The following is a 12,312-nucleotide window of genomic DNA, read 5'->3' as shown; positions in this document are numbered from 1 at the left end:
CCGTCGGGGGACACCCGCGGAGCAGAGCGCCCTGCTCGTTCGATCCCGCCCACCCGTTGGAGCGAAAGCATTTCAGACACCCCAGTGGGGAATGTGATGCGACCCGAGAGACACAGCGACGTTCTTGGGCTCCAGGAACACCTCATAACTCCAGGTACCCCCTTCGCGCCCCGTGCCGCTCGCCTTGGTGCCACCAAACGGCTGGCGCAGATCCCGCACGTTCTGCGAGTTGACGAAACACATGCCCGCCTCCACGGCCGCCGCCACCCGGTGCGCACGCCCCAGGTTCTCCGTCCACACATAGCTCGAAAGACCGTACTGGATGTCGTTCGCCAGCTCGATCGCATGCGCCTCGTCGCGGAACGGAATCAGGCATGCCACCGGGCCGAAGATTTCCTCCTGCGCGATGCGCATGCGGTTGTCCACGTCCGCGAACACCGTCGGCCACACGTAGTTGCCCTGCGCAGCGCGCGAGGACAGCTCCGGCGCGTACGACGGCCGGTCCAAGCCGCCGCACAACATCGTGGCGCCCTCCTTCGGGCCCAGCTCGATGTAGCTGCGCACCTTGGCCAGGTGCGCCTGGCTGATCATCGGGCCCACGATGGTCTTCTCGTCCAGCGGATCGCCCACCGTGATGCGCTTGGCGCGCTCCACGAACTTCGCCACGAAGTCGGCGTAGATGCTCTGCTGCACCAGGATGCGGCTGCCCGCCGTGCAGCGCTCGCCGTTGTTGCTGAAGATCATGAACACCGCCGCGTCCAGCGCACGGTCCAGGTCCGCGTCGTCGAAGATCACGAACGGGCTCTTGCCGCCCAGCTCCATGCTGAACTTCTTCAAGCCCGCGCTCTGCACGATGCGGTTGCCCGTGGCCGTGGAGCCGGTGAAGGAGATCGCGCGCACGTCCGGGTGCGCGCACAGCGGCTCGCCCGCGTCCTTGCCGTAACCATGCACCACGTTGAGCACACCCGCCGGAATGCCCGCCTCCAGCGCCAGCTCGCCCAGGCGCGCGGCCGTCAGGGGCGACAGCTCGCTCATCTTCAGCACCGCCGTGTTGCCGAACGCCAGGCAGGGCGCGACCTTCCAGGTCGAGGTCATGAAGGGCACGTTCCACGGGCTGATGAGCGCGCACACGCCCACCGGGTGGAACAGCGTGTAGTTCAGGTGCGTGGGCGTGGGGTAGGTGCTGGCAATCCACCCGCGTGCACATCTCGGCGAAGTAGTGGAAGTTGTCGGCCGAGCGCGGCACCAGCTGCTTGCCGGTCTGCGCGATCACCTGGCCACAGTCGTTGGTTTCGGTCTGCGCGATCTCGGGCACGTTCGCCGCGATCAGCTCGCCCAGCTTGCGCATGAGCTTCGCGCGCTCGGTGGCCGGCAGGCCAGCCCATTTCGGGAACGCGTCCTTCGCGGCCTGCACGGCGGCGTTGATTTCCGCCGCGCCGCCCGCGCTGACCTCGGCCAGCACGTCCTGCGTGGCGGGGTTGAGGGTCTCGAAGCTCGCGGCGCTGGCGCAGCGGCCTTGCCGTTGATGAGGTGCTGGATCGTCGTCGTCATGCTGCGGTTCAGGGGTGTTGGGTGATGGTGTTGACGAGGTCGCCGATGCCTTCGATGGACGTGACGATCACGTCGCCGGGCCGGCAGTCGACCACGCCGTCGGGCGTGCCGGTGAGGATGAGGTCGCCGGGTTGCAGCGTCATGAAGGCGCTGAAGTACTCGATCAGCGTGGGCACGTCGAAGATCATGTCGCGCGTGCTGCCCTGTTGCGTCACCTCGCCGTTGACGGTGGTGCGCAGCGCGAGGTTCATCGGATCGGGCACGTCGGCCGCGTCCACCAGCCAGGGGCCGATGGGCGTGCAGGTGTCGCGGTTCTTGGCGCGCAGGTTGGGTCGGTACCAGTTTTCCAGCACGTCGCGGATGACGTAGTCGTTCGCCACCGTGTAGCCGCCCACGAAGTCCAGGGCGTCGGCCCTCTTCACCCGCTTGGCGGTGCGCCCGATCACCACCGCGAGCTCGCACTCGTAGTGCATGAAATCCACGCCGGGCGGGCGCCGCGTGAAGCCGCGGTGGCCGGTGAGCGAGGCCTCGCCCTTGACGAAGGCCAGCGGTTCCTCGGGCGCCTTGAAGGCCAGTTCCTTCGCGTGGTCGGCGTAGTTCAGGCCGAGCGCGAGCACGGTGCGCGGGCGCTGCGGCGGCAGGGGCTGCAACGGTGGCAGCCAGACCACGTCGTCAAAGGCCACGCGGCGGCCTTTCAGGGCCGGTGTGAGCAGTTCGAGCTGGCCGTCGGACTCGATGGCGTCGTGGACCGCGCCGGCCCAGGCGATGCGGGCGCGCTTCATGCGGCCACCTCCTGTGTGAAGCTGTGCAAGGTGGGCGCGAAGCCCGGGGCGGTGATCTCCACCGTGTCGCCCGGGTGCACCAGCGGGCGCGTGCCGTCGGCCAGGCAGTCGGAGCCCAGCATCAGCACGTCGCCCGGCCGCAGGGTCATGAACTCGCTCACGTCGGCCAGCAAGGTGGCGGCGTCGCGCAGCAGTTCGGCCAGGACCGTGGTCTGGCGGTGCACGCCGTTGATGTGCAGTTCGATCTGCAGATCGACCAGCCCGGCCAGGCCTCCGAGCTGTGCGATGGGCACGCACTCGGCGCCCACGCCGAGGAAACCGTCGATGCAGCGCGCCTTGACGGGCGGGCGGTAGTAGCTCTCGTGCGCGATGGCCACGTCGTTGAACAGCACCGCGCCGAGCACGCTGCCCTCGCCCATCACCAGGCCGAGCGAGGCCGCCACCTGCACCGCCGCACCGGCGGGCAGCGCGATGGCCTGGCCATGGGCGTGAAGGTGTTGGCGGTCTTGACGTAGAGCACCGGCGCTTTCGGCGGCGCCTTGTAGGGCGCCTCGTGCATGCGCGGCGCCCACAGAGCGTGTTCGCGCTGGAAGTTGAGCAGGGTGCCGTAGACCGTGCCGGCCGGCATCCAGGGAATCGGGTTCATGCGGCGTCGTCCTCCAGGCCATCGGCCTCTTCGGTGTTCAGGGGTTGTTCGAGCGCGATCACCTCGTCGAGCAGGGCGTAGAGCTGCGCCAGCCGGGCCTTGCCCAGGCGCTGCTCCATCCAGGCGTAGTGCGCCTCGATGGTGCTGGAGAGGCCCTTCACCAGCTTGAGCCCCGCTGGCGTGGCGCGCACCACGGTGCGCCGCGCGTCCTGCGGGCAGCGGCTGCGCGCGATCAGGCCGTCGCGCTCCATGCGGGTGAGCACGCCGGTGAGGCTGGGGCCGAGCAGAAAGGCCTCGCGCGCCACGCGCCCGGTCTCCACCCCGCCAGGCAGCTGCGCGTGTTCGCCCAGCACGCGCAGCACGCGCCACTGCTGGTCGGACAGGCCGTACTGGCGCAGGCTGGGCCGGGTGTGCAGCATCACGGCCTCGCGCGCTTCGAGCAGCAGGCGCGGCAGGTTGCGGTGGATGAAAGGGGTGGTGTCGTCCATTTATTTAATATATTAAATGATTATTCTGGAAACAAATCAAGGGTTTACCCGGAACGGCGGCGCGGTGAGAATGCGCGCATGAACGCACTCACTGCCCTGCTCGGTACGGAATACCCCTTGATCCAGGCGCCGATGGCGGGCGTGCAGGGCGCGGCCCTGGCGGTGGCGGTGAGCAACGCGGGCGCGCTGGGCTCCCTGCCCTGCGCCATGCTTTCGCCCGAAGCCATGGACCGCGAGCTGACGGCACTGGCCTCCGGCACCGAGCGGCCGTTCAACGTCAACTTCTTCTGCCACGCACCACCCGAGGCCGACGAAGCGCGCGAAGCGGCGTGGCGCGCCTGGCTGGGCACCTACTACCGCGAAGCGGGGCTGGACATCGATGCCGTGCCGACCGGGCCGGGCCGCGTGCCATTCAACCGCGCGGCGGCCGACATCCTCGAACGCTTCCGGCCCAAGGTGGTGAGCTTCCATTTCGGCTTGCCCGACCTGGACCTGCTGGACCGCGTGAAGGGCTGGGGCAGCGTGGTGCTGTCCTCGGCCACCACGGTTGAAGAGGCGCGCTGGCTGGAGGCCTTCGGCGTGGACGCCATCATTGCCCAGGGCGTCGAGGCCGGCGGCCACCGGGGCATGTTCCTCACGGACGACCTCACGACGCAGGCCGGCACTTTCGCGCTGCTGCCGCAGATCGTGGCGGCCGTGGGCGTGCCGGTGATCGCGGCCGGCGGCATTGCCGATGCGGCGGGCGTGGCCGCGGCCATGGCGCTGGGCGCCTCGGGCGCGCAGGTGGGCACGGCTTTTCTGTGCTGCCCCGAAGCCACCACCAGCGCGCTGCACCGCGCGGCTCTGCAGAGCGAGGCGGCGCACCACACCGCCCTCACCCACCTGTTCACCGGTCGCCCGGCGCGCGGCATCGTCAACCGCGTGATGCGTGAGCTCGGCCCCATGAACCCGGTCGCGCCGGCGTTCCCGCTGGCCACGGCGGCCATGGCGCCGCTGCGCGCGCATTGGGAGGCCAAGGGCAGCGGCGACTTCTCACCGCTGTGGTCGGGTCAGAACGCGAGTGGCTGCCGGGAGGTGCCTGCGGCGGAGCTCGTGCAGGAACTGATTCAGGGGTTCACGCCAGATCGCGCTGCGCGTTGAGCCAGCGCTTGAGCCGCGCGGGATCCTCCGCCTGCTCGAGGTCGCGCGCCAGCTGAGCCAGGGCGCCCTCCAGCGCGCGCGTCTCATCGATCCGGCTCTGCAACAAGGTGTTGGCGTTGGTTGACACGCCCTCTGGCAGATCGAACTCGTCCGACAGCGCGCTCTGCCGCGCGGCGCGCTCGCGCTCCAATGCCGCCACCTGGGCCTTGAGCAAAAGCGTGAGCGAGGCCAGGCGCTCGTCGGACAGCTGCTGCCCGGCAGCGGGGTCGGCGAGCTCGGCGCGGGCCTGGATCTGCAGCAGCGCGACCAGGTCGCGTTGTTCGTAGGCGGCGTTGGCCTCGCTCATCAAGGCCGTCTTTCGCAACCGCGCCTGCGGGTCGGTCTCGCGGTCGGGGTGCAGGGCACTGGCGAGCTGGCGGAACAGGCGGCGCAACAAGGTGTCGGCATCGTGCTGCTGGGTCTGGCGCGCCGCGGCGCCAGGCTTCTTGCGTTCGCGCCGGGCTTGCGCGGCCCCCCGGCGCTGCTGCTGCGCATCCGCCTGAGAACGCCGCAGGCGCTCCATGCCGGCGTGCAGCAGTTGTTCGGCGCTGAGGTTCTGGCCCTCGTCGTCCAGTGGCTCGCCCAGCACCGCCTCCAGGCGCTGGCGCAGCGCATCGGCCGAGTCCTGTTGGAGTTGCGCCAGGGTGCGTGGGCTGTGGCGGTCGTGCAGTTCACGCATCGCGGCGTCCCCCGCTTCGGCCAGGGCGCGCACCAGGCGGCGCAGCAGCGCGCGCGCGGTGTCGGCCTGCACGCGGCTCAGCAGCTTGCCTTGCAGTTGACCGTCCAGCGCCAGGGCCAGCGCGCGCTGGTCCCGGGCCAGCTGCCGGCGCAGTGGGTCGACCGCCTGGTGGCGTTCCTGGCGGTGCTGCTGCGCGAGCGCATCCATCTCGGCCAGCTGGCGCTTGAGTTTGTCGATGCGGGTGAGTTGCAGGTTGTAGGCGCGCGCGGCGGCCGACAGCGCTTGCGCGCCGGGAGGCAGCACTTGCAGGGCGGCGGCGGGAACAGGTGGGGACATGAGGGTGTCGACTATATTTGCCCGGCACCATCGCCAAAGACAAAACCCAATACATCTGCAACGAATGCGGCGGCACCAGCCCCAAGTGGCTGGGCAAATGCCCGCACTGCAACGCCTGGAACACCCTGGTCGAATCGGTCGCGGAATCGACCGCCCCGGCCAAGAACCGCTTCGCTTCGCTGGCGAAGACGGCCGAGGTCACCACCCTGGCCGACATCGAGGCCACCGACGTGCAGCGCACGCCCACCGGCCACGACGAGCTGGACCGCGTGCTGGGCGGCGGCATCGTGGAGGGTGGCGTGGTGCTGATCGGCGGCGACCCGGGCATCGGCAAGTCCACGCTGTTGCTGCAGGCGCTGGACTCGCTGCAGCGCGCCGGCCTGAAGACGCTCTACGTGACCGGCGAGGAAAGCGGCGCCCAGGTGGCCCTGCGTTCGCGCCGGCTCGGGCTGGACGGCTCGCAGGTCAGCGTGCTGGCCGAGATCCAGCTCGAGAAGATCCTGGTCACGCTGGACGCGACACGGCCCGCCATCGCTGTGATCGACTCGATCCAGACCGTGTACTCCGAGCAGCTCACCTCGGCCCCGGGCTCGGTGGCGCAGGTGCGCGAGTGCGCGGCCCACCTCACGCGCGCGGCCAAGGCCAGCGGCACGGCCATCGTGCTGGTCGGCCACGTGACCAAGGAAGGCGCCCTCGCCGGCCCGCGCGTGCTCGAGCACATGGTGGACACGGTGCTGTATTTCGAAGGCGACACCCACAGCAGCTTCCGCCTGATCCGCGCGATCAAGAACCGCTTCGGCGCGGTGAACGAGATCGGCGTGTTCGCGATGACGGAAAAAGGCCTCAAGGGCGTGAGCAACCCGAGCGCGATCTTTCTCTCGCAGCATTCCGAGCCGGTGCCCGGCAGCTGCGTGATGGTGACGCTGGAGGGCACGCGGCCCATGCTGGTGGAGATCCAGGCACTGGTGGACAGCGGCGGCCCCAGCCCCCGGCGCCTGTCGGTCGGCCTGGACCGCGACCGCCTGGCATGCTGCTGGCGGTGCTGCACCGCCACGCGGGCGTGGCCTGCATGGACCAGGACGTGTTCGTCAACGCGGTCGGCGGCGTGCGCATCAGCGAGCCGGCGGCCGACCTGGCGGTGATGCTGGCCATCACCTCCAGTCTGCGCGGCAAACCGCTGCCCAAGGGCTTCCTGGCCTTCGGCGAGGTGGGCCTGGCGGGCGAGGTGCGCCCCGCGCCACGCGGCCAGGACCGGCTCAAGGAAGCCGCCAAGCTGGGTTTCAGCGTGGCCGTGGTGCCCAAGGCCAACCTGCCGCGCAAGAACGACAAGGCCTTCGAGGGCCTCACGGTGCACGGCGTGGACCGGATCGAGGAAGCCATGGAACTGGCGCGCAGCCTGGCCTGAGCCGGGCCATCCGTACTTGCCGCAAACGGCCCGCCCCGGCCAGCAACGACAATCCCCTTTATGCGATTCCAGAAACTGCTTTACCTCGCGGCCGGCCTGGGCCTGCTGTATTTGTCCCACCGCACCTACGGCTGGCCCGGGGTGGCCGCCGTCGGCGGCGGCCTGACCATGTGGCTGCTGCTGCACTTCACCCGCCTCATGACGGTGCTCAAGCGCGCGTCCGACCGCCCCATCGGCTACGTGGACAGCGCGGTGATGCTCAACGCCAAGCTCAAGCCCGGCGTCACCCTGATGCACGTGATGGCCATGACCCGCTCGCTGGGCGAGCGGTTGTCCGAAGAAAGTGTGCAACCCGAGGTCTACCGCTGGCGCGACAACGGCGACTCGACCGTGACGGCGGAATTCCTCAACGGCAAGCTGCAGGGCTGGAAGCTGCACCGCCCCGCCACGGATGAGGCCCCGGCGGCACCGGAGGGTGGCAGCCCGACACCGTAAAATCATGGGTTTGGCAGCCGGACTGCCCCACGAACAACCCAAGGACCCCCACATGAGCCCCATCGTTCCCTCGATGTCCGACCGCGACGGCAAGATCTGGATGGACGGCCAGATGGTGGATTGGCGCGACGCCAAGATCCACGTGCTGACCCACACCCTGCACTACGGCTGTGGCGCCTTCGAGGGCGTGCGCGCCTACAACACCCAGGGTGGCACCGCGATCTTCCGGCTCGAGGAACACACCGAGCGCCTGTTCAACAGCGCCAAGATCCTGCGCATGAAGATCCCGTTCACGCAGGACGAGGTGAACGAGGCCCAGAAGGCCGTGGTGCGCGAGAACAAGCTCGAGAGCTGCTACCTGCGCCCGCTGACCTGGATCGGCGACAAGAAGCTGGGCGTGTCGCCCAAGGGCAACACCATCCACCTGATGGTCGCGGCCTGGGCCTGGGGCGCCTACCTGGGCGACGAAGGCCTCAAGCGCGGCATCCGCGTGAAGACCAGCAGCTACACCCGCCACCACGTCAACATCACCATGACGCAGGCCAAGGCGGTGAGCAACTACAGCAACTCCATCCTGGCCAACATGGAGGCCACCGACGAGGGCTACGACGAGGCCCTGCTGCTGGACTCCAGCGGCTTCGTGAGCGAAGGCGCCGGCGAAAACATCTTCGTGGTGAAAAACGGCGTGATCTACACGCCCGACCTCTCGGCCGGCGCGCTCAACGGCATCACCCGCAACACGGTGTTCCACATCGCCAAGGACCTGGGCCTGGAGATCGTGCAGAAGCGCATCACCCGCGACGAGGTCTACATCGCCGACGAGGCCTTCTTCACCGGCACCGCGGCCGAAGTCACCCCGATTCGCGAACTCGACCGCATCGAGCTGGGCAAGGGCGACTACGTGGGCAGCCGCGGCCCCATCACCGAGAAGATCCAGAGCGCGTTCTTCGACATCGTCAACGGCCGCAACCCCAAGTACGCCCACTGGCTGGCCAAGGTCTGAGGAACACGCCATGAGCAAAGCAGCCGTCGAACTCAAGGCCTCCGACCTCAACGCCCATGGAGGCGTGTTCTGCCCCAGCCCGCTGGCCGACATGAAGCTGTGGAACAGCCACCCCAAGGTCTACCTGGACGTGGCCGTCACGGGCGAGGCGAAGTGCCCCTACTGCGGCACGGTGTACCGCCTGAAGGCGGGCGAGACCGTTTCACACGGTCACTAAACGAACACGGCGGCCGCCCGGAAGCCCCGGGAGACCGAAGATAATGCGGTGGGCCAGGCACCCTTGACGGGCGCTTGAAGACCAACCCCCAAGGGACAGGGACAACCGATGATTCTGGTCACTGGTGGCGCCGGCTTCATCGGCGCCAACTTCGTGCTCGACTGGCTGGCGCTCCACGATGAGCCGGTCATCAACCTCGACAAGCTCACCTATGCCGGCAACCTGGAAACCCTGGCCAGCCTGCAGGGCGACGCACGCCACGTGTTCGTCCAGGGTGACATCGGTGACCACGCCCTGCTGACCCGCCTGCTGGCCGACCACCGGCCGCGCGCCGTGATCCACTTCGCTGCCGAGAGCCATGTGGACCGCTCCATCCACGGCGCGGAAGACTTCATCCAGACCAATGTGGTGGGCACGTTCCGCCTGCTCGAAGCGGTGCGTGCCCATTGGAGCGGCCTGCCCGAGGCCGACCGGTCGGCCTTCCGTTTCCTGCACGTGAGCACCGACGAGGTGTATGGCAGCCTGGCGCCCGGCGCGCCCGCCTTCACCGAAACCCACGCCTATGAACCCAACAGCCCCTACTCGGCCAGCAAGGCCGCCAGCGACCACCTGGTGCGCGCCTGGCACCACACGCACGGCCTGCCGGTGCTGACCACGAACTGCAGCAACAACTACGGGCCCTTTCACTTCCCCGAAAAGCTGATCCCGCTGATGATCGTGAACGCGCTGGCGGGCAAGCCCCTGCCGGTGTACGGCGACGGCCTGCAGGTGCGCGACTGGCTGTATGTGAAAGACCACTGCAGCGCGATCCGCCGCGTGCTGGAGGCCGGCTCGGTCGGCGAAACCTACAACGTGGGGGGCTGGAACGAGAAGCCCAACATCGACATCGTGCACACCATCTGCGCCCTGCTCGACGAACTGCACCCACGCGCCGACGGCGGCTCGTACACCGCGCAGGTCACGCACGTGAAAGACCGCCCCGGGCACGACCGGCGCTACGCTATCGACGCGCGCAAGCTCGAGGCCGAGCTTGGCTGGAAGCCGGCCGAGACCTTCGAGACCGGCATCCGCAAGACCGTGCAGTGGTACCTGGACCACCCCGACTGGGTGGCGCACGTGCAGAGCGGCACTTACCGGCAGTGGGTGCAGGCGCAATACGGGGCACCGGCCGCCGCATGAAGATCCTGCTGCTCGGCAAGAACGGCCAGATCGGCTGGGAGCTGCAGCGCAGTCTCGCGCCGCTGGGCGAACTCGTCGCGCTCGACCGGCACAGCACCGAAGCCGATGGCGGCTGCGGCGACCTTGCCCGGCCCGACGCGCTGCGCGAGACCGTGCAGCGGCTGCGCCCCCACGTGATCGTCAACGCCGCGGCCCACACGGCCGTGGAGCGGGCCGAAAGCGAGCCCGGGCTGGCGCACACCGTCAACACCGTGGCTCCCGGGGCGCTGGCCGACGCCGCGCACACCGTGGGGGCCCTGCTGGTGCACTACTCCACCGACTACGTGTTCGACGGCAGCGGCCACCTTCCCTGGCGCGAGGACGCCGCCACCGCGCCATTGAGCGTCTACGGCACGACCAAGCGCGACGGCGAGAACCTGGTGCGCGCCAGCGGGGCGCGGCACCTGATCCTGCGCACCAGCTGGGTCTACGCGGCGCGCGGCGGCAACTTCGCCCGCACCATGCTGCGCCTGGCCCAGGAACGCGAACACCTCACCGTCATCGACGACCAGTGGGGGGCGCCCACCGGCGCCGAGCTGATCGCCGACGTCACGGCCCACGCGATGCGGCAGGTGCTGCGCGAGCCCGCCTGCGCCGGCACCTACCACTTGAGCGCCGCCGGCGAAACGAGCTGGAACGGTTATGCCCGCTTCGTGTTCGACACGGCGCGGGCCCTGCACCCTGCCCTGCCCCTCAAGGTGCAGGACGTGGCGCCGGTGCCCAGCAGCGCCTTCGCGACAGCCGCCCGGCGCCCCCTGAACTCGCGCCTGGACACCACGCGCCTGTGCGACACCTTCGGCCTGGCCCTGCCCCACTGGCAGCTTGGCGTGCGGCGTATGCTTGCCGAAATCCTTGGACCCACGGGCACATCCGCATGACGCAACGCAAAGGCATCATCCTCGCAGGCGGCTCGGGCACCCGCCTGCACCCGGCCACACTGGCCATCAGCAAGCAATTGCTGCCGGTGTACGACAAGCCGATGATCTACTACCCGTTGACCACGTTGATGCTGGCCGGCATCCGCGAGGTGCTGGTGATCAGCACGCCGCAGGACACGCCGCGCTTCCAGCAGTTGCTGGGCGACGGCAGCGCCTGGGGCATGAACCTGCAGTACGCGGTGCAGCCCAGCCCCGATGGCCTGGCGCAGGCCTTCATCATCGGCGCCGACTTCGTGGGCAACAGCCCCAGCGCCCTGGTGCTGGGCGACAACATCTACTACGGACACGATTTTGCGAGCCTGCTCGCCAGCGCCGACCAGCAGGCCAGCGGCGCCACCGTGTTTGCGTACCACGTGAACGACCCGCAGCGCTACGGCGTGGTGGCCTTCGACGCCCAGGGCAAGGCCCGCAGCATCGAAGAGAAACCCGCCGAACCCAGAAGCAACTACGCGGTGACGGGCCTGTATTTCTACGACGCCCAGGTGATCGACATCGCCCGGGCCGTGAAGCCCAGCGCGCGCGGCGAACTGGAGATCACCGACGTCAACCAGGCGTACCTGGACCGGGGCCTGTTGAACGTGCAGATACTGCAGCGTGGCTACGCCTGGCTGGACACCGGCACGCACGACAGCCTGCTGGAGGCCAGCCAGTTCATCGCGACGCTGGAACACCGCCAGGGCTTGAAGATCGCCTGTCCGGAAGAGATTGCCTGGCGACACGGCTGGATCGACAGCGCACAGCTGGAGGCTCTGGCGCAACCGGTGCTCAAGAACGGCTACGGCCAGTACCTGATGCGCCTGCTCAAGGAACCGGTGCAGCGATGAAGGTCACCCCCACCCGCATTCCCGACGTGCTGATCATCGAACCCAGGGTGTTCGGCGACGCACGGGGCTTCTTCTTCGAGAGTTTCAACCAGAAGGCCTTCAACGAGGCCACGGGCCTGGACCTGGACTTCGTCCAGGACAACCACAGCCGCAGCGCCCGTGGGGTGCTGCGCGGCCTGCACTACCAGGTGCAGCAACCCCAGGGCAAGCTGGTGCGGGTGGTGCGGGGCGCGGTGTTCGATGTGGCGGTGGACATCCGCCGCCAATCGCCGACGTTTGGCCAATGGGTCGGTTGCGAATTGAGCGAGGACAATCACCGCCAGCTCTGGGTGCCCCCGGGCCTCGCCCACGGATTCCTGGTGCTCAGCGACGCCGCCGACTTCCTGTATAAAACCACCGACTACTACGCCCCGCAGCACGAACGCTGCATTGCGTGGAACGACCCCGAGATCGGCATCCAGTGGCCTGCAGGTGTGCAGCCGCTGTTGTCTCCCAAGGACCAACTGGGCACCACGCTCAGCGCGTCCGATATCTGAAAAATCCCCACCTCA

General features: G+C 68.7%; 13 protein-coding genes and 2 pseudogenes. 9 read left to right on the top strand and 6 right to left on the bottom strand.

Going from position 1 to position 12,312, the window contains the following annotated elements:
- Positions 1-72: 72 nt before the first annotated feature.
- The 5 genes and pseudogenes from hpaE to hpaR all read right to left on the bottom strand — a co-directional run bounded on the left by hpaE (position 73) and on the right by hpaR (position 3,467).
- Positions 73-1,551, bottom strand: a pseudogene (gene hpaE, locus ACFJI0_RS25420) (5-carboxymethyl-2-hydroxymuconate semialdehyde dehydrogenase).
- 8 nt (positions 1,552-1,559) lie between these two features.
- Positions 1,560-2,333 carry a fumarylacetoacetate hydrolase family protein gene (locus ACFJI0_RS25415; RefSeq protein WP_382322823.1) on the bottom strand — a complete coding sequence of 258 codons (774 nt, stop codon included), beginning with the start codon at positions 2,331-2,333 and terminating at the stop codon, positions 1,560-1,562.
- Entirely contained in the window at positions 2,330-2,776 is a 447-nt protein-coding gene (locus ACFJI0_RS25410; protein ID WP_382322822.1) for a fumarylacetoacetate hydrolase family protein, read from the bottom strand. The genes ACFJI0_RS25415 and ACFJI0_RS25410 overlap by 4 nt, the downstream gene beginning before the upstream one ends.
- Complete coding sequence (locus ACFJI0_RS25405; RefSeq protein ID WP_382322821.1) at positions 2,752-2,979, bottom strand: hypothetical protein; 228 nt, start codon at positions 2,977-2,979, stop codon at positions 2,752-2,754. The genes ACFJI0_RS25410 and ACFJI0_RS25405 overlap by 25 nt, the downstream gene beginning before the upstream one ends.
- Positions 2,976-3,467, bottom strand: coding sequence for a homoprotocatechuate degradation operon regulator HpaR (gene hpaR, locus ACFJI0_RS25400; RefSeq protein WP_382322820.1), 492 nt, complete (start codon positions 3,465-3,467; stop codon positions 2,976-2,978). The genes ACFJI0_RS25405 and hpaR overlap by 4 nt, the downstream gene beginning before the upstream one ends.
- A 78-nt stretch (positions 3,468-3,545) precedes the next feature.
- Here hpaR and ACFJI0_RS25395 point away from each other — a divergent pair, with 78 nt between their 5' ends.
- Entirely contained in the window at positions 3,546-4,607 is a 1,062-nt protein-coding gene (locus ACFJI0_RS25395) for an NAD(P)H-dependent flavin oxidoreductase (protein WP_382322819.1), read from the top strand.
- On the opposite strand, the gene ACFJI0_RS25390 is transcribed toward ACFJI0_RS25395, so the two are convergent.
- Positions 4,582-5,661 carry a hypothetical protein gene (locus tag ACFJI0_RS25390; RefSeq protein ID WP_382322818.1) on the bottom strand — a complete coding sequence of 360 codons (1,080 nt, stop codon included), beginning with the start codon at positions 5,659-5,661 and terminating at the stop codon, positions 4,582-4,584. The genes ACFJI0_RS25395 and ACFJI0_RS25390 overlap by 26 nt on opposite strands.
- 29 nt (positions 5,662-5,690) lie before the next feature.
- Here ACFJI0_RS25390 and radA point away from each other — a divergent pair.
- From radA to rfbC, 8 genes and pseudogenes are all read left to right on the top strand, one after another.
- A pseudogene (radA, locus tag ACFJI0_RS25385) lies at positions 5,691-7,066 on the top strand (DNA repair protein RadA).
- 60 nt (positions 7,067-7,126) lie between these two features.
- Positions 7,127-7,561, top strand: coding sequence for a glycerate kinase (locus ACFJI0_RS25380; RefSeq protein ID WP_382163201.1), 435 nt, complete (start codon positions 7,127-7,129; stop codon positions 7,559-7,561).
- A 52-nt stretch (positions 7,562-7,613) separates the two neighbouring features.
- Positions 7,614-8,564, top strand: coding sequence for a branched-chain amino acid transaminase (locus tag ACFJI0_RS25375; protein WP_291116073.1), 951 nt, complete (start codon positions 7,614-7,616; stop codon positions 8,562-8,564).
- Between the two features lie 10 nt (positions 8,565-8,574).
- Positions 8,575-8,781 (top strand): zinc-finger domain-containing protein, encoded by a 207-nt coding sequence (locus ACFJI0_RS25370; protein WP_382322817.1) that lies wholly within the window; start codon positions 8,575-8,577, stop codon positions 8,779-8,781.
- Between the two features lie 108 nt (positions 8,782-8,889).
- Entirely contained in the window at positions 8,890-9,960 is a 1,071-nt protein-coding gene (rfbB, locus tag ACFJI0_RS25365; RefSeq protein ID WP_382322816.1) for a dTDP-glucose 4,6-dehydratase, read from the top strand.
- Positions 9,957-10,877 (top strand): dTDP-4-dehydrorhamnose reductase, encoded by a 921-nt coding sequence (rfbD, locus tag ACFJI0_RS25360; protein WP_382322815.1) that lies wholly within the window; start codon positions 9,957-9,959, stop codon positions 10,875-10,877. The genes rfbB and rfbD overlap by 4 nt, the downstream gene beginning before the upstream one ends.
- Positions 10,874-11,761, top strand: a complete 888-nt coding sequence (rfbA, locus tag ACFJI0_RS25355) for a glucose-1-phosphate thymidylyltransferase RfbA (protein WP_382322814.1) — start codon at positions 10,874-10,876, stop codon at positions 11,759-11,761. Before rfbD ends, rfbA begins: the two co-directional genes overlap by 4 nt.
- Positions 11,758-12,297: a dTDP-4-dehydrorhamnose 3,5-epimerase gene (gene rfbC, locus ACFJI0_RS25350; protein ID WP_382322813.1), complete on the top strand. Its 540-nt coding sequence runs from the start codon at positions 11,758-11,760 to the stop codon at positions 12,295-12,297. The genes rfbA and rfbC overlap by 4 nt, the downstream gene beginning before the upstream one ends.
- Positions 12,298-12,312: the final 15 nt, after the last annotated feature.

This window comes from Hydrogenophaga sp. UC242_53, assembly GCF_042696965.1.
Lineage (GTDB): Bacteria > Pseudomonadota > Gammaproteobacteria > Burkholderiales > Burkholderiaceae_C > Hydrogenophaga.
The sequence above is the reverse complement of the archived record's forward strand: the minus strand, read 5'-3'. Positions and strand labels throughout refer to the sequence as shown.